Origin of the sequence: Faecalibacterium sp. OM04-11BH (genome assembly GCF_003482185.1) — a bacterium.
Taxonomy (GTDB): domain Bacteria; phylum Bacillota; class Clostridia; order Oscillospirales; family Ruminococcaceae; genus Faecalibacterium; species Faecalibacterium tardum.
In genome coordinates this window covers 191947-215159 of record NZ_QULS01000003.1, presented here as the reverse complement: position 1 = coordinate 215159, position 23213 = coordinate 191947, and the positions used below count along the sequence as shown (strand labels likewise).

At 51.8% G+C, this 23213-nt stretch carries 21 protein-coding genes; 12 read left to right on the top strand and 9 right to left on the bottom strand.

The annotated features are described in order from the left end of the window. Positions 1–14: 14 nt before the first annotated feature. The 5 genes from DXB44_RS04570 to DXB44_RS04550 all read right to left on the bottom strand — a co-directional run bounded on the left by DXB44_RS04570 (position 15) and on the right by DXB44_RS04550 (position 5553). Positions 15–842, bottom strand: coding sequence for a metallophosphoesterase (locus DXB44_RS04570; protein ID WP_243111024.1), 828 nt, complete (start codon positions 840–842; stop codon positions 15–17). A gap of 330 nt (positions 843–1172) precedes the next feature. Further along, positions 1173–2984, bottom strand: a complete 1812-nt coding sequence (gene lepA, locus DXB44_RS04565) for a translation elongation factor 4 (protein WP_118657899.1) — start codon at positions 2982–2984, stop codon at positions 1173–1175. Positions 2985–3003: 19 nt separating this feature from the next. After that, positions 3004–4206, bottom strand: a complete 1203-nt coding sequence (alr, locus tag DXB44_RS04560) for an alanine racemase (protein WP_097783053.1) — start codon at positions 4204–4206, stop codon at positions 3004–3006. Beyond that, positions 4187–4987 carry a tRNA 2-thiocytidine biosynthesis TtcA family protein gene (locus DXB44_RS04555; RefSeq protein WP_112090743.1) on the bottom strand — a complete coding sequence of 267 codons (801 nt, stop codon included), beginning with the start codon at positions 4985–4987 and terminating at the stop codon, positions 4187–4189. Before DXB44_RS04555 ends, alr begins: the two co-directional genes overlap by 20 nt. Next, positions 4984–5553 carry a hypothetical protein gene (locus tag DXB44_RS04550; protein WP_118657898.1) on the bottom strand — a complete coding sequence of 190 codons (570 nt, stop codon included), beginning with the start codon at positions 5551–5553 and terminating at the stop codon, positions 4984–4986. Before DXB44_RS04550 ends, DXB44_RS04555 begins: the two co-directional genes overlap by 4 nt. A 313-nt stretch (positions 5554–5866) precedes the next feature. Here DXB44_RS04550 and rplM point away from each other — a divergent pair, with 313 nt between their 5' ends. Further along, positions 5867–6295 carry a 50S ribosomal protein L13 gene (gene rplM, locus DXB44_RS04545; protein WP_055185524.1) on the top strand — a complete coding sequence of 143 codons (429 nt, stop codon included), beginning with the start codon at positions 5867–5869 and terminating at the stop codon, positions 6293–6295. Between the two features lie 17 nt (positions 6296–6312). Further along, positions 6313–6711 carry a 30S ribosomal protein S9 gene (rpsI, locus tag DXB44_RS04540; RefSeq protein ID WP_005929995.1) on the top strand — a complete coding sequence of 133 codons (399 nt, stop codon included), beginning with the start codon at positions 6313–6315 and terminating at the stop codon, positions 6709–6711. A 228-nt stretch (positions 6712–6939) separates the two neighbouring features. On the opposite strand, the gene DXB44_RS04535 is transcribed toward rpsI, so the two are convergent. Further along, entirely contained in the window at positions 6940–7824 is an 885-nt protein-coding gene (locus DXB44_RS04535; RefSeq protein ID WP_347561799.1) for a tyrosine-type recombinase/integrase, read from the bottom strand. A 236-nt stretch (positions 7825–8060) separates the two neighbouring features. Beyond that, positions 8061–8687, bottom strand: a complete 627-nt coding sequence (locus DXB44_RS04530) for a helix-turn-helix transcriptional regulator (protein ID WP_158581874.1) — start codon at positions 8685–8687, stop codon at positions 8061–8063. A gap of 159 nt (positions 8688–8846) precedes the next feature. Here DXB44_RS04530 and DXB44_RS04525 point away from each other — a divergent pair, with 159 nt between their 5' ends. From DXB44_RS04525 to DXB44_RS04495, 7 genes are all read left to right on the top strand, one after another. Further along, the gene (locus DXB44_RS04525; protein WP_118657895.1) at positions 8847–9080 is read left to right on the top strand and encodes a hypothetical protein; all 234 of its coding nucleotides are present in this window, start codon (positions 8847–8849) and stop codon (positions 9078–9080) included. Between the two features lie 137 nt (positions 9081–9217). Next, positions 9218–11527: a DUF3987 domain-containing protein gene (locus DXB44_RS04520; RefSeq protein ID WP_118657894.1), complete on the top strand. Its 2310-nt coding sequence runs from the start codon at positions 9218–9220 to the stop codon at positions 11525–11527. A gap of 352 nt (positions 11528–11879) precedes the next feature. Beyond that, positions 11880–13142 (top strand): plasmid recombination protein, encoded by a 1263-nt coding sequence (locus DXB44_RS04515; protein ID WP_118657893.1) that lies wholly within the window; start codon positions 11880–11882, stop codon positions 13140–13142. Positions 13143–13275: 133 nt separating this feature from the next. After that, positions 13276–13488, top strand: coding sequence for a helix-turn-helix transcriptional regulator (locus DXB44_RS04510; RefSeq protein WP_118657892.1), 213 nt, complete (start codon positions 13276–13278; stop codon positions 13486–13488). Between the two features lie 17 nt (positions 13489–13505). Continuing rightward, complete coding sequence (locus tag DXB44_RS04505; protein ID WP_118657891.1) at positions 13506–14162, top strand: restriction endonuclease; 657 nt, start codon at positions 13506–13508, stop codon at positions 14160–14162. After that, positions 14152–15681 carry a methyltransferase gene (locus tag DXB44_RS04500; RefSeq protein WP_118657890.1) on the top strand — a complete coding sequence of 510 codons (1530 nt, stop codon included), beginning with the start codon at positions 14152–14154 and terminating at the stop codon, positions 15679–15681. Before DXB44_RS04505 ends, DXB44_RS04500 begins: the two co-directional genes overlap by 11 nt. Positions 15682–15742: 61 nt before the next feature. After that, complete coding sequence (locus DXB44_RS04495) at positions 15743–17269, top strand: LA2681 family HEPN domain-containing protein (protein WP_147366378.1); 1527 nt, start codon at positions 15743–15745, stop codon at positions 17267–17269. 57 nt (positions 17270–17326) lie between these two features. On the opposite strand, the gene DXB44_RS04490 is transcribed toward DXB44_RS04495, so the two are convergent. Both DXB44_RS04490 and DXB44_RS04485 read right to left on the bottom strand, forming a co-directional pair. Further along, positions 17327–17590: a DUF6809 family protein gene (locus tag DXB44_RS04490; protein ID WP_118657888.1), complete on the bottom strand. Its 264-nt coding sequence runs from the start codon at positions 17588–17590 to the stop codon at positions 17327–17329. Further along, a complete protein-coding gene (locus tag DXB44_RS04485) occupies positions 17587–17976 on the bottom strand; it encodes a TnpV protein (protein WP_118657887.1) in 390 nt (129 codons plus the stop codon). Before DXB44_RS04485 ends, DXB44_RS04490 begins: the two co-directional genes overlap by 4 nt. 520 nt (positions 17977–18496) lie before the next feature. Between DXB44_RS04485 and DXB44_RS04480 the strand changes: the two genes are divergently transcribed. From DXB44_RS04480 to DXB44_RS04470, 3 genes are all read left to right on the top strand, one after another. Then, positions 18497–19789, top strand: coding sequence for an adenylosuccinate synthase (locus DXB44_RS04480; protein WP_055185523.1), 1293 nt, complete (start codon positions 18497–18499; stop codon positions 19787–19789). A gap of 47 nt (positions 19790–19836) precedes the next feature. Beyond that, the gene (locus tag DXB44_RS04475; protein ID WP_118657886.1) at positions 19837–20739 is read left to right on the top strand and encodes a DegV family protein; all 903 of its coding nucleotides are present in this window, start codon (positions 19837–19839) and stop codon (positions 20737–20739) included. Between the two features lie 351 nt (positions 20740–21090). After that, positions 21091–23196, top strand: coding sequence for a diguanylate cyclase (locus DXB44_RS04470; RefSeq protein WP_118657937.1), 2106 nt, complete (start codon positions 21091–21093; stop codon positions 23194–23196). Positions 23197–23213 lie beyond the last annotated feature (17 nt).

Here is a 23213-nt window from a genome sequence, read left to right as displayed (position 1 = left end):
GCGGTGCAGACTGCTTAGTCGATGTCAATGACCGAAAGCTCCGGCACATTGTTGATGCGGGGCGCCCAGCTGGAATCGCCCAGTCCCCGGCTTACGATGAGGGTGGCGTTGTTGGCAAGCCCATAGCTGCCCCCGGCATAGTCGGGGAATAAGCCCTCCTCGGCACTGTAAAGTGGGCCGACCTTCGGCAGTCGCACGATGCCGCCGTGGGTATGCCCGGCAAGACCCAGCTCAAAGGAATAATTTTCCAGATGCTCGGTAAAGTAGGTGGGCACATGCGCCAGACAGATGCGCAGGTCGTAGTCCGTCTGCTGCTCTGCGGCGTCCATAAAGGTACTGGCACCGTAGTTGTAAAAGTCCTTCGGGCTGCCCTCCACGCCCAGAATGCTGATGACATTGTCGTGGACGGTATAGCGCGCCTCTTCATTGCGCAGGATGGTCACCCCGGCGGCGGTGAACTTTTCCACCAGAGCCTGATCGCCGTTCAGAAAATACAGCTCGTCCTCGTGGTTGCCCATCACGCCGCACACCGGCGCGATCTGGTTCAGCTGACTGCACAGGGAAAGCATATTATCATAGCTGGAACCTTCGCCGTAGGTCACAAGGTCGCCGCCCAGCAGGATCAGATCCGGGGCAAGGCTGCGGATATCCTGCACCAGATCGCAATTATCCTGCCCGTACTCCCGCAGATGTACATCGGTGAGAAAAACGACCCGGCAGCTCTGGGTCAGCTTGCGGGAATGGATCTGATAAAACTCTGCGGTATAGTGGGTACGGTTATAGCAGATATTCTGCCACAGCGCCCCGCCGATCAGGGCGAGCAGGGCAACAAGAACCAGCAAGGTCAGCAGTACCTGCTTCCAGAGAGATGCTGTCCTCTGTGCGCCGCCGCTGTGTGTGTGTCTGCTGTTTTGCACTGCGCCTTTTCCGTGCTTTGCTTTGATAAAGGCCACATCCTTTCTGTGGGGGAACGTTGCATGGAGACGCGCGCAGCACAAGGCCGCAGTCCATCTCTCCAAAAACGGATACATAAATTGATATATAAAGAAATTATAACATATTTATAGTGAAAAGCAAAGAGTGCATCTCTGCCATGAGCGGATTTCACATTTGGGAGTTCCCATCAAAAAAGGGATGCCGCACACGCAGCATCCCTTTTGTATATTTGCAGATCAATCGTCGTCGCTGTCCAGCTTGAGCACGGCGGTAAAGGCTTCACTGGGCAGGGAAACGCTGCCCAACTGACGCATCTTCTTTTTGCCTTCCTTCTGCTTTTCCAGCAGCTTCTTTTTACGGGAGATATCGCCGCCGTAGCACTTGGCCAGCACGTCCTTGCGCATGGCCTTGACCGTCTCGCGGGCAATGATCTTGCCGCCGATGGCCGCCTGTACCGGGATCTCGAACAGGTTGCGCGGGATGTTGTCCCGCAGCTTTTCGCAGATGCGGCGTCCCTTGGCGTAGGCGTTGTCCCGGAACACGATCATGGACAAAGCGTCCACGGGGTCGCCGTTGAGCAAAAAGTCCAGCTTGACCAGATCGCTCTCGCGGTATTCCTTGAACTCGTAGTCGTAGCTGGCGTAGCCCCGGCTGCGGCTCTTGATAGCGTCAAAGAAGTCGTACACGATCTCGCCCAGCGGCAGCGCATAGTGCAGGTCCACCCGCACATCATCCAGATACTTCATGTCGATCAGCACGCCGCGCTTGCTCTGGCACAGATCCATCAGACCGCCCACATAGTCGTTGGGAGTGTACAGATGCACATCCACAAAGGGCTCTTCCTGTTTGACGATATTGCTGGGGTCCGGGTAGTTGGAGGGGTTATCGATCATTTCCACTGTGCCGTCGGTCAGGGTCAGACGGTAGCGCACGCTGGGGGTGGTGGTGATGATATCCAGATCGAACTCCCGCTCCAGACGCTCGGTGATGATCTCCATGTGCAGCAGACCCAAGAAGCCGCAGCGGAAGCCGAAGCCCAGCGCGGCACTGGTTTCCAGCTCAAAGGTCAGGGAGGCATCGTTCAGCTGCAATTTTTCCAGCGCGTCCTTCAGGTCGGGGTACTTGGCACCGTCGGCGGGGTAGATGCCGCAGAACACCATGGGCTTGACCTGACGGTAGCCGGGCAGCGCTTCTGCGGTGGGGCGCTCTGCCAGCGTGACGGTATCGCCCACGCGGGTGTCCTGCACCGTCTTGATGCTGGCGGTCAGGTAGCCTACCTCACCGGCCTGCAGCTGGGCACAGGGGGTCAGGGCGGTGGCACCCATGTGACCCACCTCCACCAGCGTGAACTCTGCGCCGGTAGCCATCATGCGGATGGTGTCGCCGGGCTTCACCGTGCCCTCGAACACGCGGATATAAACGATGACGCCCTTGTAGCTGTCATAGATGCTGTCGAAGATCAGCGCCTTTAAGGGGGCGTCCGGGTCGCCGGTGGGGGCGGGGATATCGCTCACCACACGCTCCAGCACCTGATCGACGTTCAGGCCGGTCTTGGCGGAGACGCGGGGCGCGTCCATGCAGGGCAGGCCGATCACGTCCTCCACCTCCTGCGCCACCTCGTCCGGGTGGGCGCTGGGCAGGTCGATCTTGTTCAGAATGGGCACCAATTCCAGATCGTGCTCCAGTGCCATATAGGTGTTGGCCAGCGTCTGCGCTTCCACGCCCTGCGTGGCGTCTACCACCAGGATCGCGCCCTCACAGGCGGCCAGACTGCGGCTGACCTCGTAGGCAAAGTCCACATGACCCGGGGTGTCGATCAGGTTGAACTCGTAGGTCTTGCCGTCCTTTGCAGTATAGTTCATGGTCACGGCACGCGCCTTGATGGTAATGCCGCGCTCGCGCTCGATATCCATGTTGTCAAGGATCTGATCCTCCATGGTGCGCTCGTCCACGCTCTTGGTCAGTTCCAGAATGCGGTCGGACAGGGTGGATTTGCCGTGGTCGATATGTGCAATGATGCAGAAGTTGCGGATGTTGTCTCTTGCCATGTAGTTCCTCCGGGCAGCTTTATGCTTCTAAGATCCAGTCCTCCACGGCCACGATCTGTCCGTGGTCGCGGTAGACGCGGGGCACGCGGCGGGAAACGCCGCACAGCACTTCATAGGGAATGGTATCGGTCTTGCGGGCAATGGTCTCTGCGGTGTCGCTCACGGTGCCGCCCCACAGGATGGCTTCATCGTCCTCGCGCACTTCCGGCACATCGGTCACGTCCACCATCATCTGATCCATGCACACCCGCCCAAGCACAGGGCAGGCCTTGCCGTGGATCTCCACCACGCCCTTGCCGCAGCTCAAAAGCCGGGGGTAGCCGTCGGCATAGCCGGTGCAAAGGGTGGCTACCTTGGTGGGCTTTTCGGCGGTAAAGCGGCGGCCGTAGCTGGCGCACTGGCCGGGCTGCATCTCCTTGATCATGCTCACCACGGTCTTGAGGGTCATCACCGGCTTAAAGCGCCCAAAGCGCACCTCGTCGCTGGGGTCGTAGCCGTACAGGATGATGCCGGGGCGTGCCATGCAGCGCTCCCGGGGCAAGCCCTCCGGCCAGTCCGGGTGCAGCATGACCCCGGCAGAGTTATCGCAGTGTACAAGGGCAGGCTCCCGCCCGGCGGCCTTCAGTGCGTGGAAGGCTTTCACGAACAGTGCGTGCTGCTCGGCGGTGTAGGCCACATTCTCCGGGGCGGTGTCATCGGCCACGGAAAAATGCTGGAACAGGCCGGTCATTTCCAGCCCGGGCAGCGCACAGGCTTCCAGCATCTCCCGGATGGCGGCGTCAAAATCGGTGCGCAGGGCAAAGCCGATGCGCCCCATACCGGTGTCGGCCTTGAGGTGGATGTGCACCCTGCCGCCTGCCGCCACGGCGGCTTCGCTCAGGGCGCGTGCCTGCGCAAGGGAGTAGCAGGCCACGGTGATGTCGTTCTGGATCAGGGCGGCGGCGTAGGCAGGCTGTACATGCCCCAGAATGAGGATGGGCAAAGTCTGCCCCGCCTTGCGCAGCTGCACAGCTTCGGTCAGGCAGCTGACCGCCAGCCATGCGGCGCCCTCCTCGGCGAACACCCGGGCGCACTGTACCGCGCCGTGGCCGTAGCTGTCCGCCTTGACCACTGCGCACAGGGGCAGCGCCCCTGCCCGGGCCTTTACCTCCCGGAAATTATACCGAAGGGCCTCGAGGTCGATCTCGGCCCAGACGTGTTTTTCAAATGGTTGTTTCTGCATGATCTGTTTCCTTTTTTGGTACGATAAAGCTGCCCCGGCCCGTGTGGACGGGACGCCAGCCGTCAATGCCGCTCTCCTGCAAGGCATGGAGGGTCTTTTGGCGGAAGGCGTGGTCGGTGCGGCAGCGCTCCTGCACAAATTCCTTGGTCTGTTCCCGCACGGTAACGCCGTCGGCGGGGCAGCGGCTCTTCACGATGGGCAAGCCCGCCTCCCGCACGGCGCACTGCACCTCGTACTCGGTTGCCAGCAACATGGGACGGATGAGGGTGAGGTCCCGCTGGGAGAGGTAGGTCACCGGCGAGAAGCAGCCGATGCGTCCTTCCCGCCAGAGGTTCATATAAAAGGTCTCCACGGCATCGTCCAGATGATGCCCCAGCGCCACCTTGTTGCAGCCCAGCTCCTGCGCGGCGGTGTGCAGCGCGCCCCGCCGCAGCTTGGCGCACAGGGCACAGGGGTTCTTTTCCTTGCGGTACTCGAACACCACAGGGCCGATCTCGGTGCGGCGCACCTCGTAGGGGATGCCGTGCTGCCGGAACAGCTCTGCCAGCGCCGAGTAGTCCATGGGCTGATGGTCGAACTGCGGGTCCAGCGTGACCGCCACCACCTCGTAGTCAAAGCCGATGTACTTGCGCAGCATGGAAAGGCCAATGGTCAGCGCCACACTGTCCTTGCCGCCGGAAACGCCCACCATCACCCGGTCGCCGGGGGCGATCATTTCATAGTCCTGTACAGCCTTGCGCATTAAACCGCAAAGCCGCTGCATTGCACGAAGATCACTCATGACAGGCTCACACTTTCTACCAGATTGACCACATCGCTGATGGACGCCAGCTTTGTCAGCGCCGAGACATAGACCACATCGCCGCTGTCGTAGGTGATGGTAGCCAGCACGGCGTAGTAGGTGCGGATATCGCAGCGCACCGCCTCTACGGCTGCACCCTCCACGGTCAGGTTGACCTTGCGGGGCTTGATGACGCCGTAAGCTTGTTTAAGGTCGGCTTCCGAATCCTCAATGAAGTTTTCGTAGCTGTCGGCGGTGCCCCGCTGTAACAAAACGGCCTGATAATCCTCGTTGTCTGCCGTGTCGGCGGTAGCCAGCTCCAGCACGGTGCCAAGGGTGGAATCCTCGGTCATGCGGCACACGCTCCACACGCTGCTGTCGTAGTAGACAGAGATGCCATTCGTGCCGGTATAGTGGGTGTCAGGCGTCGCGGGGGTCTGCCGGTTCACCAGCAGGGTGAGTACCATGTAGGCTGCGATGCCCAGACAGATGAAAATGGCCATCGCTGTCAGCAGCTTGGAGCTGCGGCGCTGCGCCGAAGAAGTGCGGTCGATCTCATTTGGCATGGATGTATTCTCCTTGTGTTGGCAAGGGCAGCGGTGCACTGCCCATATCCTTTATAGTATACCACAACTGCAGCGGGATTTGTAGCGGGCAAATGGCAAAAATATGGCGGTGCGGGCAAAAAACTTTTACAAAAATCGAAATTCAGAAATCAAGAGGATTTGAGAGAAAACAAGCGATTTTGAGAGTTTCAAAAATTTCCACCGAAAAAATCCAAAAATCATGTTGACATGCGCGTTTTTGTGTTGTATACTGACACTCGCGCCCCAAAAGGGTGCCTGAAACGTACAAAAAGCTTATCAGGAGGAAATAGATATGAGCACTACTCTCGTAAAGCCCGCTGAAGTCGAGCGTAAGTGGTACCTGCTCGACGCTACCGGCAAGAGCCTGGGCCACGTCGCTGCTGAGGCCGCTGTTCTGCTGCGCGGCAAGCAGAAGGTCGATTACACCCCCAACGTGGACTGCGGCGATTTCGTGGTTGTCATCAACTGCGACAAGGCTGTTCTGACCGGCAAGAAGGCCGAGCAGAAGTTCCACATCACCCACAGCAAGTACATCGGCGGCCTGAAGAAGGTCCAGTACAGCAAGCTGATGGCTGAGAACAGCGATCTGGCTATGACCTACGCTATCAAGGGCATGATCCCTTCCAACACCATCGGTGCTAAGGCTCTGACCCGCCTGCACTGCTACCAGGGTGCCGAGCACGCTCACGCTGCTCAGAAGCCCGAGAAGATCGAGTTCTAAGAAGGAGGCAATCGAATATGTACGAAACCAAACCTTATTTCTACGGCACTGGTCGTCGTAAGGATTCCGTTGCCCGCGTTCGCGTTTACACCGGCACCGGTAAGATCACCATCAACGATCGTGATATCGACAACTACTTCGGTCTGGAGACCCTGAAGCTGATCGTCCGTTCTCCGCTGGTCCTGCTGGGCCTGGAGGGCAAGTACGACGTCGTCGTCCGCGTTTCCGGCGGCGGTGTTTCCGGTCAGGCTGGCGCTATCCGCCACGGCCTGAGCCGCGCCCTGCTGCAGCAGAGCGACGAGAACCGTTCTGTGCTGAAGAAGGCTGGCTTCCTGACCCGCGATCCCCGTATGAAGGAGCGTAAGAAGTACGGTCTGAAGGCTGCACGTCGTGCACCCCAGTTCTCCAAGCGCTAATTTTCCCTACTTCTCAGTACGTCTCACGACGTCGATTTGCAGGAAAATTCAGTACTTTTGGAGCTGTGCGTGGTCCTCGAAAGTGGTCCGTTTTGCTTCGTAAGAAGCAAGCAAGGAGCACACAAGGAACAAGAATCGCAAGCGAAAAAAGCCTTATGAAGCAGGAGATCATTCCGCAAGGAGTGCATCTCCTGCTTTTTTGTGCTGCACGGCTTTTCCTTCTTCCGTTTAGATCTTGTTGATTGCCTCCACCAGTGTTTCAATATCCAGGTGGGTGTAGACACGTTCGGTGAGCGTCATGGCACCGGAGTGTCCCACAATCTTCTTGATCATGGTTTGGTCTACATGGGCCTCTGTCAGCATGGAGATGCAGGTATGCCGGGTACAGTGCGGCGTCTGGTCATATCCAAGCTGCTCCATCAGGGGCGTGAAGTAACTGTCGTAGTAGTTCCTGTAATCAAAGTGCTTTTGATCCGGCGTGTGGAGCAGGTATTCACACTGAGAACCTTCGTACCACGCTTTGTAGAATGGCAGCACCTTGTCGGCAATAGGAACTTTACGCAGGCCATTTTCGGTTTTGCTGGCGATCACATCAAAGTACTGTTCTTCCAAATGTACGTTTTCCTTCTTTAAGTCGAGGAACTCCGAGATGCGGCAACCGTTGTAGATCAGCATCAGCACGATCTGATAGTATGGGTCCTCTGTAAGCTCCCACAGGCGGGCAATCTGCTCCTTTGTGAATTTGTTCCGGTCACGCTTGTTGGGGTTCTTATCCTTGTACCGGCTCAAATCTACAAACTCGGAGTAATCCTTGTTGCAGATGTCGTTTTTCATGGCGTAGGCGTATAGTTGGTTGAACAGCCCCTTGAGTTTTTTCAGGGTGGGGTAATTCTTCCCGCAGGTGTCCACCACAAATTGGAGGTCCATCAGCCGAATATCCCGAAACACCTTGTTGTAAAGTGTTCCGCACACCCGATAGGACGCCTCATAGCCTTTTACATTTGACTTGGAGATGGTGGGAAACTTCTCCTTTGACCAGCGTTCATAGACCTCCTGGAAGGTGGCTTTGGATGCCTTGATGTCAAAGGGGTTGTTGTTATACTCTGCCAACATTTGCAGCCCCTCTGCTCTGGTTGCTGCATAGCCGATGGTGATTTGTTCTTGAACGGACTTGCCTGTTTCTGGGTTAACATGCCACCCTACGGTTTTACTCACTGCATAGGGTCTTCTTCGCTTTCCGGACATTTTCTTTACGCTTCCATATCCGTTGGGTAATCTCAAAAAATCTCAAACTTCCTTTCTCCCAGCGTTTTCAAATTAAATTTGACAGGGGTATGTAACACCCACCGTTATTTCTGGTCGCCGTTTTCTTCGGCGGCCCTTTTCATTTTCTCCAGCATCTGCTGATCCAGTTCGTTGCGCCGCTGAATGCGCTCCAAATCGGAGAGAGCTTCCACTTCCTTGTCCTGCAACTTGGCACCTGCGTAGTAAGCCAGTTCTTTTTCAATCCAGCGGTCAAAGGATTCTTGATCGGTCCAATAGGTTTCCAGCTTTTCACGCTCGTCCCGGAACTCTTCCAAAATCAGGCACAGGGAATCATTCATTTCTGCGGAGTGGTCATTTCCCTTGAATTTCAGGGAGCAGGACCATTCTTCGCTGTGGGGCGGGCGCTGGACATCGATTTCGAACCGGATACCGGCCTTCTTGTTTAATTGGTAAAGAACCGCAATTACATCAGACAGGCTGTCCAGCTGGATTTCAGGTTTCTGGTAGCCAATCAGGTCTGCCGGAGATATGTTTAAGATTTTAGCGATGGCATTGATCATCGCTATGGATGGCTCAATTTCACCGTTTTCGTATTTTTGAACTGTGCGCATCGTCTTGTCCAGACGCTGTGCCAGCTCCGTTTGGCTCAAGTGAGCGGCCTTGCGGGCTGCCTTGATTCTCTCGCCAATTTCAGCCGGGTTGCTGTGCATTGTCATCACCTCGTTTGTATTGTAACACGAAGTCGTGCGAATTACAAGGTCGTAATACGAATAACTTTTTCGTATTTAGTGTTGACAAGCGGTCTTGGATGGCTTATAATCGAAATGCGAACTAATAATTCGCATATTAGCAATAAGGAGGTCATTCACATGGAGAAGAAAGTTTATGTCGAACTGCCGCCCTTCACTGGACGCAATGTCCCCATCACCGAGATTGCAGTCGCCATGCACAAGGATGCCCAGTATGTGCGCATTGGTTTGCAGCAGGGAATCCTGAAATTCGGCTATGCGATCAAGCTGGAAAACTCTAACGAGTACAACTACTACTGCCCCGACAGAAAGGTGTGGGAGGAAATTGGATACTTCCAACCGGAAATCGCATAAAAAAAGAGCCCTCATCCTGGCAGATGAGAACTCTTGACGGACAGTACAAACGGCAGCTGCCGTGTGACTATCACTCAGCAAGGATATTATAACATGACAGCTGCCAAATTCAACAATTATTTAAGGAGGAATAGAATTTGACAGCTTTACCAGACAGCATCATACAAAATGGTCTGTTCTGCTGCTGGAAGTATGAGGAACGGAATGAGAGGAAAACGAAGGTGCCATACCAGCCGCAAACCGGTCTGGGAGCGAAAAGCAACGATCCTTCCAGCTTCGTACCTTATAAAACAGCAGTACAGGCCAGCGGATATGATGGCATTGGAATTGGAATTTTCAACGGCATCTGTGCGATTGACCTGGACAACTGCGTTTCGGACAGCGGCTATTACACCCAGACCGCCGCAGAAATTGTGGTCTTAATGCACAGCTATACCGAGTACAGCCCCAGCGGAAACGGTCTTCACATTCTCTTTTCGGCAAAAGGGTTTCAGTATGATACCAAACGATTCTATATTATGAACCACCAGGCTGGAATTGAGGTGTACGTGGCGGGAGCAACCAACAAATATGTCACCGTGACCGGAAACCGCTGTGAGGATTATGAGTATGGTGACCGGACCCAGGAGCTGCAAGTGTTACTGGACAAGTTCATGCGCAGGCCGGAGGTAGGCGCAGAAAATGCAATAAATGAAAAAAACTCTGATTTAAGCATGGAGCAGCTTCTGCAACTGGCAAAAAGCAGTAAGAATGGGGCAGCATTCACAGCCCTTTGGAATGGTTCATTGGAGGGATATTTGTCCCCATCAGAGGCAGATCTGGCGTTGTGCAGTCATCTCGCCTTTTGGACAGGACGGGATGCTGCCAAGATGGACACTATGTTCCGGCAGTCGGGATTGATGCGGGATAAATGGGACCGGCAGCAATCCGGCACAACGTATGGTGCAATCACCATTCAGAAAGCAATCGAGCATTGCCGGGAAATTTACACTCCAAAAGCGGAGTCGTCACCGGTTTTTCAACCTATTGTTCCGCTGACTCCACAGTGGAGTGACCTGCCTGCATTTCCGGTAGATGCTCTCCCGGATGTGGTTCGGAATTATGTGAGTGCGGTAGCTGAACACAGTCAGACTGCCCCGGACATGGCAGCGGTGATCAGCCTGGGTGTGCTGGCTATCTGTTTACAGGGAAAATACAAGATAGAGGGAACGCCGGGATACTGTGAGCCTTTGAGCTTGTACACAGTGGTGATCGCCGCACCGGGGGAGCGAAAGTCCAGCGTCATGCGGGATATGACCACATTCCTCTATGAGTATGAGCAGGAATATAACAAGGCGCACAGCATGGAAATACGGGAAAACCATTTGCAGCGGGAATCTACGGAGCGCCAGATCTCCGGTCTGCAAAAGAAGCTGGAGCGCAAGGAAAGCCGGGAAATGGAGTTGGAGCTGCGGCAACTTCAGGAGCAGCTGGAAGAAATTCCAGAACTAAAGCCGGTTCGCTTTTTTGCGGACGATTGTTCCAGCGAAGCGCTGACCAGCTTGATGGCGGCTAACAACGGAGTATTCTCCGTGATTTCCACCGAGGGCGGTATCTTTGACATCATGGCCGGACGATATTCCAACAAATCCAACATTGATGTCTGGCTGAAAGGTCATTGTGGAGATGCCATTTATGTGGATCGAATGACCCGTGAAGCAGAGTGCATCATGCACCCGGCACTGTCGGCTATCCTCTCTATTCAGCCCAGTGTGCTGGATGAAATCATGTCCAATACCACCATGACCGGACGGGGCTTAATTGCCCGCTTCCTGTATGCGTCTCCACCATCCAGAATTGGCAGTCGGGTCTTTCGTACCCAGCCGATTCCGCCCGAAATAACCGCCGTTTATCGCAGCTTGATTTTTCGCCTGATGGCTCTGCCGATTGCTGGAAATGCCCAGACGGTATACCTTTCCGAAAAAGCCTTTGATCTGATGGCCGATTACTTTCAGGAACATGAGAAGTTTCTGGTTGGCGAGGGACAGGCAATTTCCGATTGGGCAAGCAAATATATCGGTGCCGTGCTCCGGATTGCGGGATTGTTGCACTGTGCTGATATGGAAGATGACAAAACAGAAGTGGCAGCTTCTACGATGAGCAGGGCGATTCAGATCGGAAAATATTTTCTGGCTCATTCCACCTACGCCTATTCCATGATGGGCACTGACTTAACCATCCAGAAAGCCAAATTTGTCTTGGCAAAGCTGAAAAAGAAGAACGTATCGGTGATCAAGCGTTCTGAGCTTTTTCAGATGTGTCGAGGAAAGTTCTTCAAGAAAACGGAGGAGATTTTTCCGACGCTGGAACTGCTGGAGGGACATGGATACATTCGGCTGGAAGAACCGGAACGCCAGTCGGTAGGCAGACCAGCCGATGTGAAAATCATTGTGAACCCCGCAGCATGAAACCGGAATTTTCTGCATTTATTGCATTTCCTGCACAGAGTTATACTCTGGTATCGCACCACCGTCCCCACCGAAAAATCCGCAGCTTTGGAGATGGATGGTTCGGGAGAATCCGGTGGATTTTCCCGAACCATGGCCGGCAGGATTGCTTACCGGAGGAAGGATGTCGGACACACCTGGCTTGCTGTGTGGATAGCACACACAAGTCAGGGAGGCTCCCGCAGGAGCCGCATCCCCCTCGGAGAGCCCACGATACTTTGCAGCCGCAGGATGAAAGTATCATAATGGGTTATTACACTTCCGCAGGAAGTGCGCCCCGGCCCGCAGGCCGTACAAACGTGAAAGGAGCTCTATGGCGAGAAACGATGGGATTGACCGTACCAGTGCAAGAAACGCAAACCTGACCGCCGCCAAAATTGGCAATGCTCAGCGGCACAATGAACGAGAAAAAGAATCCTATACCAACCCAGATATTATACCAGAACGCACCCCTCAGAACATCCACTTTAAGAAGCCTACCGCCGGGTATGCAGAGATGTTTGCCCAGATGGAGCAGAAGGGCGTAATCTCCACTCGTGGCCTGAAAACAGATGCCAACCTTTATGGAGAATTGATTTTTGATGTAAACTCCGCCTACTTCTATAACCATGGTGGGTATGAGTTTGCCAAGCGATTTTATGAGGACGCTTACAGGGCAGTCGTAGAGATCGTGGGTGGCGAACAATATATTCTCTCCGCTGTTATGCACGCCGATGAGCGCAACCGGGCTATGTCCGAAGCACTGGGGCAGGATGTATTCCATTATCATCTCCATGTGGTCTATGTTCCGGTTGTGGAGAAGCAGATCCTCTGGTCCAAGAGGTGCAAAGACAAATTACTTGTGGGAACCGTCAAGGAAACGATTATGCAGGTGAGCAGCAGTAAAAAATGGCTGTCTAAACCGGCGTTGGACGAACGGGGAGCGCCCATTCTCCAGAAGAATGGCAGGCCGGTACTGCGGAAGTCTTACAGCGTCCTCCAGGATGATTTCTTCCAGGCCATGCGCAATGCCGGATATACGGATGTGGAGCGTGGAGAACGAGGAAGTTCTGAGGAACATTTGACCGTAACCCAGTTCAAGGTGGAACGGGAACAGGAGCGATTGGAAGAAATTACAGCACAGACGCAGCAGAAAGAGCAACAAGCAGCTTCTCTGGAAAAGGAGATTGAGAAGATTCAAAAGCAACAGGTTGCTGTTCAGGAAGTGGAGCAAATAGAACCCCATGCAGTCCCTTTTTCCTCAAAAGTCATGCTGGATCGATCCGAATATGAAAATCTGGCAGCTGCGGCAAAGAAGTTCTATGTCCAGGAGCGCAAGGAATCCAAACTGCAAAAAGCTTTGGATGCAGCGTTGAAAATGATAAGTGAGTTGAAGGCAAAGGTCGCTGCATTGACCGCAGAGCTGGCAGAGTACAAGTCTGTTCGTGGTCAACTTCGCACAGCGGACTTGGAAAAGGAAAATAGTGAGCTTCGTAGTAAAATCCGGAAATATGAAGATGTAATTTCTCGGAATAATTTGTGGTCGTATTTTTTACGGCACAAGGAGAAAGTATCTACAAAGATTAACGATAGATAAAGCAAACCATATTCCCTTTCGAATTAAGCGAAGGGGAATTCGTTTTGCTGAAACAATTGAAAAAATCACGGATTCGTGATAATATATATATGAATTGGTGACAAAGATGCAAATTTGACTCAGGAGGTGTGGCATGGCCATTTGTTACAACAGACTATTCCACATGATGATAGATAAGAAAATTACCAATGCTCAGTTAAAAGAGATGACCGGAGTAAGCGGAAACATAATTACTCGTTTAAAAAGAAATGAATATATCTCGTTGGAAAGTATAGAAAAAATCTGTAAAACACTTAATTGCAGTGTTGATGATATTCTTGAATTCCAGTATCAGAATGAAAAATAAGAAAGGAAATTTACAATATGAAGCCTTTATTGACAATTGACCACTTGATTAGAGAAGCAAAGATTTTTTGCGATTTTATGTCTCAGGAAAACCATCCCGAATTAGTAGGCGTTACTGATGGAAAAGCAGTTGGTACATATGTAGAACATAGATTTCAGCGCTATCTTTCTGAACGTTATACTGTTAGAATTGGCAGCAGTGCTAAAGGAATTGATCTGCCTGGTGAAAACATTCAAACTGATATTAAAGTAACATCCATTACCCAGCCGCAATCAAGTTGCCCGTTCAAAAATGCCCGCCAGAAAATATATGGCTTGGGATATAATCTCTTGGTCTTTGTATATGATAAACACGATGTAGGAAATCGTTGCTCCCTGCACTTTACCCATTGTACATTCATTGACAAGATGAGAACAGCAGACTTTACAATCACAAGACGCCTTAGAGAAATGGTAGCTGACGGAGCAAATAGGGAAGATATTATTGGCTTCTTGGAAGACAGAAATGTTCCTGGTGATGATATTGTTTACAATGATTTGGCTGATGAAATCCTGACTTATCCTCCTGAGCAGGGCTATTTAACAATTAGCAATGCACTCCAGTGGAGACTTCAGTATGCAAGAGTCATCGCATTGGACAATAGAGTTGATGGAGTTATTAACTATGAATGGTAAGAGAGAATATGGGGATTACCAAACACCAGAGTTCTTCTCTTTGAAAGTATGTAAATATCTTCATGATCAAAGAAAGCTAAAACCGTCCGTTATTATAGAACCCACGTGTGGTGTTGGCAGCTTTGTGAAAAGCAGTTTGATTTTCGACTCTTCTGAAATCATTGGTATCGAGGTTAATCCGGAATACTGTGAGATATGTAAACAAAATATAAGTGATCCTCGAGTTCATATTATAAATGCAGATTTCTTTTCTTTTAATTTGAAGTCTGTGTTGAAGGGTAAGGATCGGCTGCTAATCGTTGGAAATCCACCATGGGTTAATAACAGCACGTTGTCAACATTAAACTCCGACAATCTTCCTGTGAAAGCAAATTTTAAAGGCTTAAAGGGAATGGATGCGCTTACCGGTGCAAGCAATTTTGATATATGCGAGTATATAATTCTACAATTGATTGCTTCCCTATCTGACACAAACACGACAATTGCCATGCTTTGTAAAACTTCTGTGGCAAGAAATGTTTTTGTCGAGATGAAGCGCACGCATACAAATTTTAGTGCTTGTGATCTGTTTGAGTTTAATGCTAATAAGGTGTTTGGAATTAATGCAAGTGCCTGTTTGCTGGTAATAGAGCTTTGTGAAAGCGAAGCTTCTGCTGAAATTTGTAATATCTATTCTTTTGAAAAACCAAATGAAATTAAAGACTCCTTCCGGTATGTAGATGGAAAGCTTTACAGTGAAGCTACTAAGGATGTTCCAGATTTTTCTGGAGTTTGTTGCTTTGAATGGAGGCAAGGAGTAAAGCACGATTGTTCTAAAGTTATGGAATTGTCATCTCAAGGAACAGATTTGGTAAATGGTTTAAAAGAGACCGTAGATATCGAATCAGAATATGTGTTTCCACTTATAAAAAGCAGTATGTTCAAGGCTCCGGTTGTTTACAATTTTAAAAAATATGTAATTGTCACACAGAAAAAAGTTCGGGAGAATACCGCTCACATAGAGAGGGACGCGCCTAAAACATGGGCATATTTGACATCGCATAAAGAGTATTTTTCAAAAAGGAAAAGTTCTATTTATAAGGATGCTCCCGATTATTCCATGTTTGGAATTGGTGATTACTCATATGCACAATACAAGGTTGGAGTGAGTGGATTCTATAAAAAGCCCTTATTTTCTGTGCTTGTTTCCAATGACAACAGACCGGTTATGACTGATGATACGAGCTATTTCATTTGTCTTCCTACGTATGATACGGCATATACCGCTATGCTGATATTAAACTCTGAAAAAGTTCAACAATTTCTTCTGACTATTGCCTTCTTGGATGCAAAACGTCCATTTACTAAAAAAGTGCTTGGACAAATTGACTTTCATAAAATTCTCCAGGAAATTTCATCCTCGGATCTTGCTAATACCGAAAGACAATTGGGCTTACAACGGTATTTCGATGAAAAAATGTTAGAAAGTTTTAAGTTGTTGCCGGAGTTAAGTCAGGACACTTTAATGTTGTATATCTAACAGAAAGGCGATCAGCTACGGCTGGTCGCTTCTTCATAAATAAAGAGAAAAGAGAATGCAGATGAGTCAAAAAGAATATATAAATCCTTTTTCTCAAGTATCGGAAATCTATGCGCAAAAACTTGATGACGCCTCGATGTCGGGAGATATTGTGCTACTTGAGCAGTTAGTATGCGAAATTGAAAGAACACTGCCTGACGTTGATGCCGCATCGCAAGCACGATTGTACTATTCAATTGGTACTGTATACAGCGATGTTGCACAAGCGAAGTCGTTATCGCACGAAAAATCAATAAGGAAACAATTGTACGCTTTTAGAAAAAGTGTAGGCATTATCGAGGATGAGGAATATTCAAAAGAAGAATATGGGCCGTATGTAAACCCTTTCAAGTGCCTCTTGTATACTAATTACGGAAATACGCTTTGTTCTTGTGGGAGAAATATAGAGGCGATAGCACAGTATAAAAAGGCAATAAACATTTATCCATTATTTGGAATGGCAATTGGAAATCTTGGAAGAGTATATCAAGACTATGGTGTCATGGACTATGATGATGGACACCAAGATTATTTCCACTATTTTGCATATTCTTTGCTAAAAAAGGCTGTTGAATGCAAAGATCCCAACACTCATAAAGCAGCCAAAGACTGTTTCCTTAGGGCAATGGCTGTATATATTCCTCAATATGTTGAAGGATTTCTGCAAAAGGATTTGGAAATCCCACAGTTTTCTTATGAAAACTGTGAGGAAAAAATGTATCGAGAATGGGCTGTAGAAAACAATTTGTTTTTGAATACTCTAAATGACTTACCGGTAGTAGAATTGTGTTTTGCTACTGATGTGTTACAGCTTCCGGATATGATTGTATCTATAGATGCAAAACCCATTTTTCATGGAATGTTTAACCAAATAAAGCAGGAATATGTGTATGCAAGGTATCAGTATTATTTATCTTTGCAATTTCGTGAAGAAGTACATTATGCTGACAAAGAAACCCACCTCATCAACTTTGCTGATTTTCCACAGTATGGAATACGTATTGAGCAATTGAAGTCTGCTTTCAAAACTTTATATGGTCTATTCGACAAAATAGCGTATTTTCTCAATTCCTACTTCGAGTTGGGGATACATGAAAGAGATGTTAGCTTTAATCATATATGGTTAACTGGATTTGGAGCGGGAAAGAACCATTATGAATATAAAAATGTTCTTAATCACAAAGAAAACTTTGCATTGGCATCTTTATATTGGATTAGTAGAGATTTTTATGACAAGTTTGAGGACTCTCCCAATCCTCGTCTGAAGCGCATTAGTGATGTTCGTAATGCACTTGAGCATAAATATGTCAAAGTGACTAATGGATGGTTTCCTGCAAGAGTTAATGGTGAAATTGATGATCTTGCTCTATATGTGACTGAAGATGAACTTTCCGCATTAACACTGGAATTAATGCACATTGTACGAGAAGCAATTATTTGCGTATCTTTGTGTGTTCATGTAGAAGAACAGAAAAACAGAGACCAACTTCAAAATAAGTTGATTATGCCTATGCCGTTGATGGAATATGACGACGAATGGAAATTGTAACAAATCAGCCGAGCAGCGTCCCACTGCCCGGCTGATTGCCTTCATTCAGTTGCTGATTTATTCTTCCATAACTTCAAGCATAATTCTGGCGCCCAGCTTAAAGCTATTCTGGAACAGCAGGCACTCTGCCATGGTCTGATGTTCACGAACAGCGTCCGCGTACCGAGAGAACAGCTCCTTCTGCGCATCTGTTATGGTAGCCAGAAGCTTTTCTTCATTTCGGGTAATCAGGCGAAGTACTTCCTTGTATTCCTTGCAGGAGTTTGTGTCGTATTCCGTCGGTTCAATGTTACCATACCAAAATTCTTCAAGAAGTCTCATACGGCATCCTCCCCATAGATCAGCTCTTGGAGGATGATTTCTTCCGCCCGATTTCGGATGTTGTTCATGGCACCGACCCATGCCATCTGGTCCTGCGCTTTCAGCTGCTCATTGATACCCTCCTTCTCTGCCAGCTGTGTTATGAGCAGATGGAGTTTGTTTCGTGCCTGGGTATCAATATCAGCCAGACAGCTGTGCAATTTCCCGCTGAGAACAAGGTCGAAATAGAGCACGGGACGATGTTCTTTCAGGTATTGCTGGTGCTTTCTGCCCCACATACCAATAGGAGATGTCCCTGTTTCATCCAACACTAAGCAGGGGATATAGTAGTCGCCCTGGAGTTCATACCAAAGGCCGTTGCTTTGATCGAAAATGTATTTTTTCATTATGCTGTCCTCCGTGTGTGAATTTAATTTTGAGGTGATGACAAGAACAGCAACGAGGTTTCTTTCCCTACCGTTGTCCTGCGTCGCCCTGGGCAGCAATACGCAAGGCACACATAAGGAGCAAAACCTGCTTTTCGTGCGTTATGCACGAGGATAAAAATTAAAATCTGATGTGTAGAAAAACCACAGTATTAAGCCAAAAATCAGGCTGAAAGCGAAGAAATGACCAGATGTTTGGCATGGCCAGCACCAAGTCCTTGAAGTTCACCAAGCGCTGATTATATTTCAGTATGCACTTTTACGGCTCTGCTTCGGCAGAGCCATTTTTGTTTTAAGGAGGAATCCGCCGCAAAAAGGTGCGTTCCCTCTTTTTTTGCGCGGCAGACTGTGCTATACTATAATTGCATTGGTGCGTGCCGCAAGGGCAGCGAGCCGGTGCGTTTTACCCAAGGTAGCGTATCCCGGGCAAGGTGCACGGAAAAGGCTGTCTTTTGAAAAAAGGATAAAGAGGTCATTTATTATGCTTACTGCAATTACGGGTATCAACTGGGGCGATGAGGGCAAGGGCCGCATGGTCGACCTGATCAGCCAGGAGTACGACATCGTTGCACGGTATCAGGGCGGCAACAACGCAGGCCATACCGTTAAAAACGAGCGCGGCAAGTTCGTGCTGAACCTGCTGCCCTCCGGCATCCTGCGCCCCAACGTCGTGTGCGTCATGGGCAACGGCATGGTCATCGACCCGCATCATCTGGACGGTGAGATCAATAAGCTGCGCGAGCAGGGCATTAAGATCACCCCGGAAAACCTGAAGATCTCCGACCGCGCAACCATCACCATGCCCTACCATGTGGAGCAGGATGGTCTGGAAGAGGCACGCCTGTCCAAGACCGGCGCACAGTTCGGCTCCACCAAGCGCGGCATCGCTTACGCTTACGGCGACAAGTACATGAAAAAGACCCTGCGCATGGGCGACCTGCTGCATCTGGACGATGCTGTGAAGAAGCGTCTGGTCACCATGGTGGATTCCAAGAATCTGGTCATGGAGGGCAGCTACAACGCTTCCCCCATCAGCGTAGACGAGATGTGGAACTGGCTCGAAAAGTATGCCGCCATCTTCAAGGACTACATCTGCGATGTGGGTCAGTATCTGGCCGATGCCGATGCAGCCGGCAAGAAGGTGCTGTTTGAGGCACAGCTGGGCGCCCTGCGCGATATCGACTTTGGCATCTACCCCTACACCACCTCCTCCAACGTCATCGGTGCTTATGCACCCATCGGTGCCGGCATCCCCGGCCACAAGCTGCACAACTCCATCGGCGTCATGAAGGCTTACTCCTCCTGCGTGGGCGACGGCCCCTTCGCCGCCGAGCTGGCCATGACCGAGGAAGAGAAGCACGCCCTGCGTGAGGCCGGCCACGAGTACGGCGCAGCTACCGGACGTCCCCGCCGCGTGGGCCCCATCGATCTGGTGGCAAGCCGCTACGGCGTGTTCTGCCAGGGCTGCGACGAGGTCGCTCTGACCCTGCTGGACGTGCTGGACTACATGGAAAAGATCCCCATGGTCACCGCCTACAAGCTGACCGACGGCACCACCACCACTCGCTTCCCCATGGGTGAGGCACTGGATACCGCACAGCCCGTGGTGGAGTATCTGCCCGGCTGGCACTGCGACATCACCGCAGCCCGCAAGTGGGAGGACCTGCCCCAGCAGGCCCGCGATTATGTGGAGTATCTGGAAAAGGCTGTGGGCTGCAAGATCACCTATATCTCGGTGGGCGCAGAGCGCGAGGCTTACATCCACCGCGGCTGAGCTGCCGCCAAAAGCAGCCCCGAGTTTCAGAAAAGGAAGCGTCACAGATGTTTGATATCATTACCGACAGCGCCTGCGACCTGACGCTGGACACCGCCAAGCAGCTTGGCATCGAGGTCGTGCCCTTTTATGTATCGCTGGACGGCGAGCATTACCGCAAGGAAGGGCTGGAGATCCCTGTGCGGGACTTCTATCAGTTCATGGTAGATAACCCGGCGGCCTATCCCAAGACCAGTCTGGCCTCCATCGAGGACTTTGAAAAGGTCTTCCGCGCACACGCCGAGGCGGGTCGGGCGGTATTGTGTCTGGTGTTCACCGGAAAGATGAGCGGCTGCGTGGGCAGCGCCCGCAACGCCCGGGATCTGGTGCTGGAGGACTACCCCGATGCCCGCATCGAGGTCATCGACTCTGCCGCTGCCACGGTGACCGAATCCACCATGGTGGAAAATGCCGTAGCCATGCGGGACGCAGGCTGCACCTTGGACGAGACTGTGACCTGGCTGGAAGCCGAAAAATCCACCAACCAGATCTTCTTCACCGTGGGTGATCTGGATTACCTCATCAAGGGCGGGCGCATCGGCAAGGTGACCGGCCGCGCCGCCAATATGCTGGGACTCAAGCCCATGATCCTGTTCAAGGACGGCGAGATCTTCTCCGGCGGCGTAGCCCGCGGTCGACAGAAGAGCTTTGAAAAGGCGCTGGAACAGCTGATGAACTATCTGGATGCCCACGGCGGCACCCCGGACGACTACCGCATTACGGTGGGCTACGGCTACGATGCCGACGAGGGCAAGCGTTTGTGGATGCAGACCCGTGCCGCCCTGCGCGCCAAGTACCCCGGCGCACAGTGTGAGGTAGGGCTTTTGCAGATCGGCTGCACCATCGCGGTGCACACCGGCCCCTATGCCTTGGGCATGGGCGTTATGCGCCGCTGGAAAAAGCAGGGCTGATAGAAAACAGAAGAAAACGGATAAAAATGAGATAGACTTTCTCGGAAGGGAAGGTCTATCTCTTTTTTGTTGCAGGCTGAAACTGTAACGAATCGGATACAGTAAGAACTGCTTTTTCAGGCAGGGGGAGCCCGCTGCCCTTATAACTTTTTCTAATGCGCCTTACTTGCCGTTCTGTTGGCAAAATTGGTAAAAAATGCTTGCATCTAGGCAATTTTGATGATAAAATCATACTGTTATAGTACGCCCAAAAGCGGGATGCACAGGAAGGTAAAGTTTGACATTGCGGCAATAGAGTGTACTATGTGCTGCCGGGGTGCGGTGCGCGGAGAAAAAGGCAGGGAAGGTAAAATGGAAACAGACGAGACAACAAAAGAAGAGCTTCTGCGGCTGGAACGCTATGCACAGAATATACCGGGCGGCTTTCACTGCTGCGCAGAGGATCCTGAAAACGGCTATCCGTTTACCTATATCAGCGACCGCTTTCTGGAGATACTGGGCTGGGAGCGGGAAGAATTTGCGGCAAAGTTCAATAACCGCTATACAGCGCTACTGCACCCGGATGATCTGGCGGCCGGGCTGCGCTACCGGAACGCGGAAAACAGTGGGGCCTACGCACAGGAGGGCGACAGCATCTTCCGGCTGTTGGGCAAAAACGGCTACCGCTGGGTCTCCAGCGCCGCCAATAGAATCGTATGGCACGGTGATGGCTACATCGTGGCCACCGTCACGGATATTACCCCCTATATGGAACTGCGGGAAAAGCTGGAACAGCAGAACCGTACCCAGCGGGAAGCGCTGGAAAGCGCCAACCATAACCTGCTGCGGATGATGCAGCAGATGGAGAGGCAAAAAGCGCAGTTTGCCCAGACCGCCGCCCGGAATATGGAAAAAGAAAAGCACTACCGGCAGCGACTGAACCGTGACGCCCTGACCGGCACCTACAACCGCCGCTATTACGAGGAAGTGGTGCGCAATAACATCGGCCCGTCGTGCATTGCTCTGATGGATATCGACGATTTCAAGATCTGCAACGATACCTACGGCCACCACGCCGGAGATCTGGCGCTGGAAACCGCTGCAAAGGCCATCCGCAGCTGCATCCGGGAAACAGATCTGCTGATCCGCTACGGCGGCGATGAGTTTTTGCTGGTGCTGCCCGGCATCCCGGCGGATTACCTCAGGACAAAGCTGGAGCAGATCCGCACCGCCGTGCAGCAAACGGTGGTGCCGGGCTACCCTCACTTCCGGCTTTCGCTGAGCATCGGCGGCGCGATGCAGACCCTTGCCGACCCCATGGAGAACGTGGTGCGCCGGGCAGACCTTTTGATGTATCAGGCCAAGAACCACAAGGACGCGGTAGCGGTGGACACACAGGACAGTCGGTTGGCGGCTCAGGAGCAAGTCCTGGAGGAAAAGCCCGTCATCCTGCTGGTGGACGATTCCATGATGAACCGCATGATGCTTGCCGGCATTCTGGGCGAGGACTACCGCATTCTGGAAGCCGAGAACGGCAAGCAGTGTCTGGAGCTGCTGCGGGCAAAGGCTGGGCAGATCTCGCTGGTGCTGCTGGATATCAATATGCCGGTCATGGACGGCTTTGAGGTGCTGCGCACCATGAACACCAACCACACCATCGAGGACGTGCCGGTGATCATGATCTCCAGCGACGACTCGGAGGAAGCTATCCGCAAGGCCTACGAGCTGGGTGCCAGCGACTATGTCAACCGCCCCTTTGACGCAAAGATCGTCTATCGCCGGGTGTCCAACACCATCAAGCTGTACGCCAAGCAGCGGCGGCTGGTGCAGATGGTGTCCGACCAGATCCGCGCAAGGGAAAAGAACACCGATGTGCTGGTGGGCGTGCTGAGCCAGATCGTGGAGTTCCGCAACGGCGAGTCCGGCTCTCATGTACGGCACATCCGCATCATCACCGAGACGCTGCTGCACCGGCTGATGGAGCTGACCAGCCGCTACGACCTGACCCCCGAGCAGCAGGATAACATCCCGCTGGCGTCGGCGCTGCACGATATCGGCAAGATCGGCATTGACGAAGCCATTCTGAACAAGCCCGGCAAGCTGACCGCAGAAGAATTTGCGGTGATCAAGACCCACAGTATGCTGGGCGCAGAGATGCTGCACAAGACCGAAAACTTTGCCGAGCAGCCGCTGTTGCAGACCGCCTACGAGATTGCCCGCTGGCACCACGAGCGCTGGGACGGCAAAGGCTACCCGGACGGGCTGAAAGGGGACGATATCCCCATCAGCGCGCAGCTGGTCTCCATGGCAGATGTGTATGACGCGCTGACCAGTGAGCGGTGCTACAAAAAGGCCTTCCCGCACGAGACTGCTGTCCAGATGATCACAGACGGCGAGTGTGGAGCCTTCAACCCGCTGCTGATCCAGTGCCTGCTGGACGTGCAGGGGGAACTGAAACAGGAAATTTTACAATGGTAATGTGAGGACATCTACGC

What these genes read in the sequence shown, in the direction of transcription:
- lepA (WP_118657899.1), bottom strand. Translation starts at nt 2,984, where the DNA reads ATGGCAAGAGACAACATCCGCAACTTCTGCATCATTGCACATATCGAC.
- alr (WP_097783053.1), bottom strand. Translation starts at nt 4,206, where the DNA reads ATGCAGAAACAACCATTTGAAAAACACGTCTGGGCCGAGATCGACCTC.
- DXB44_RS04555 (WP_112090743.1), bottom strand. Translation starts at nt 4,987, where the DNA reads ATGAGTGATCTTCGTGCAATGCAGCGGCTTTGCGGTTTAATGCGCAAG.
- DXB44_RS04550 (WP_118657898.1), bottom strand. Translation starts at nt 5,553, where the DNA reads ATGCCAAATGAGATCGACCGCACTTCTTCGGCGCAGCGCCGCAGCTCC.
- rplM (WP_055185524.1), top strand. Translation starts at nt 5,867, where the DNA reads ATGAGCACTACTCTCGTAAAGCCCGCTGAAGTCGAGCGTAAGTGGTAC.
- rpsI (WP_005929995.1), top strand. Translation starts at nt 6,313, where the DNA reads ATGTACGAAACCAAACCTTATTTCTACGGCACTGGTCGTCGTAAGGAT.
- DXB44_RS04535 (WP_347561799.1), bottom strand. Translation starts at nt 7,824, where the DNA reads ATGTTGGCAGAGTATAACAACAACCCCTTTGACATCAAGGCATCCAAA.
- DXB44_RS04530 (WP_158581874.1), bottom strand. Translation starts at nt 8,687, where the DNA reads ATGCACAGCAACCCGGCTGAAATTGGCGAGAGAATCAAGGCAGCCCGC.
- DXB44_RS04525 (WP_118657895.1), top strand. Translation starts at nt 8,847, where the DNA reads ATGGAGAAGAAAGTTTATGTCGAACTGCCGCCCTTCACTGGACGCAAT.
- DXB44_RS04515 (WP_118657893.1), top strand. Translation starts at nt 11,880, where the DNA reads ATGGCGAGAAACGATGGGATTGACCGTACCAGTGCAAGAAACGCAAAC.
- DXB44_RS04510 (WP_118657892.1), top strand. Translation starts at nt 13,276, where the DNA reads ATGGCCATTTGTTACAACAGACTATTCCACATGATGATAGATAAGAAA.
- DXB44_RS04505 (WP_118657891.1), top strand. Translation starts at nt 13,506, where the DNA reads ATGAAGCCTTTATTGACAATTGACCACTTGATTAGAGAAGCAAAGATT.
- DXB44_RS04500 (WP_118657890.1), top strand. Translation starts at nt 14,152, where the DNA reads ATGAATGGTAAGAGAGAATATGGGGATTACCAAACACCAGAGTTCTTC.
- DXB44_RS04495 (WP_147366378.1), top strand. Translation starts at nt 15,743, where the DNA reads ATGAGTCAAAAAGAATATATAAATCCTTTTTCTCAAGTATCGGAAATC.
- DXB44_RS04490 (WP_118657888.1), bottom strand. Translation starts at nt 17,590, where the DNA reads ATGAGACTTCTTGAAGAATTTTGGTATGGTAACATTGAACCGACGGAA.
- DXB44_RS04485 (WP_118657887.1), bottom strand. Translation starts at nt 17,976, where the DNA reads ATGAAAAAATACATTTTCGATCAAAGCAACGGCCTTTGGTATGAACTC.
- DXB44_RS04480 (WP_055185523.1), top strand. Translation starts at nt 18,497, where the DNA reads ATGCTTACTGCAATTACGGGTATCAACTGGGGCGATGAGGGCAAGGGC.
- DXB44_RS04475 (WP_118657886.1), top strand. Translation starts at nt 19,837, where the DNA reads ATGTTTGATATCATTACCGACAGCGCCTGCGACCTGACGCTGGACACC.
- DXB44_RS04470 (WP_118657937.1), top strand. Translation starts at nt 21,091, where the DNA reads ATGGAAACAGACGAGACAACAAAAGAAGAGCTTCTGCGGCTGGAACGC.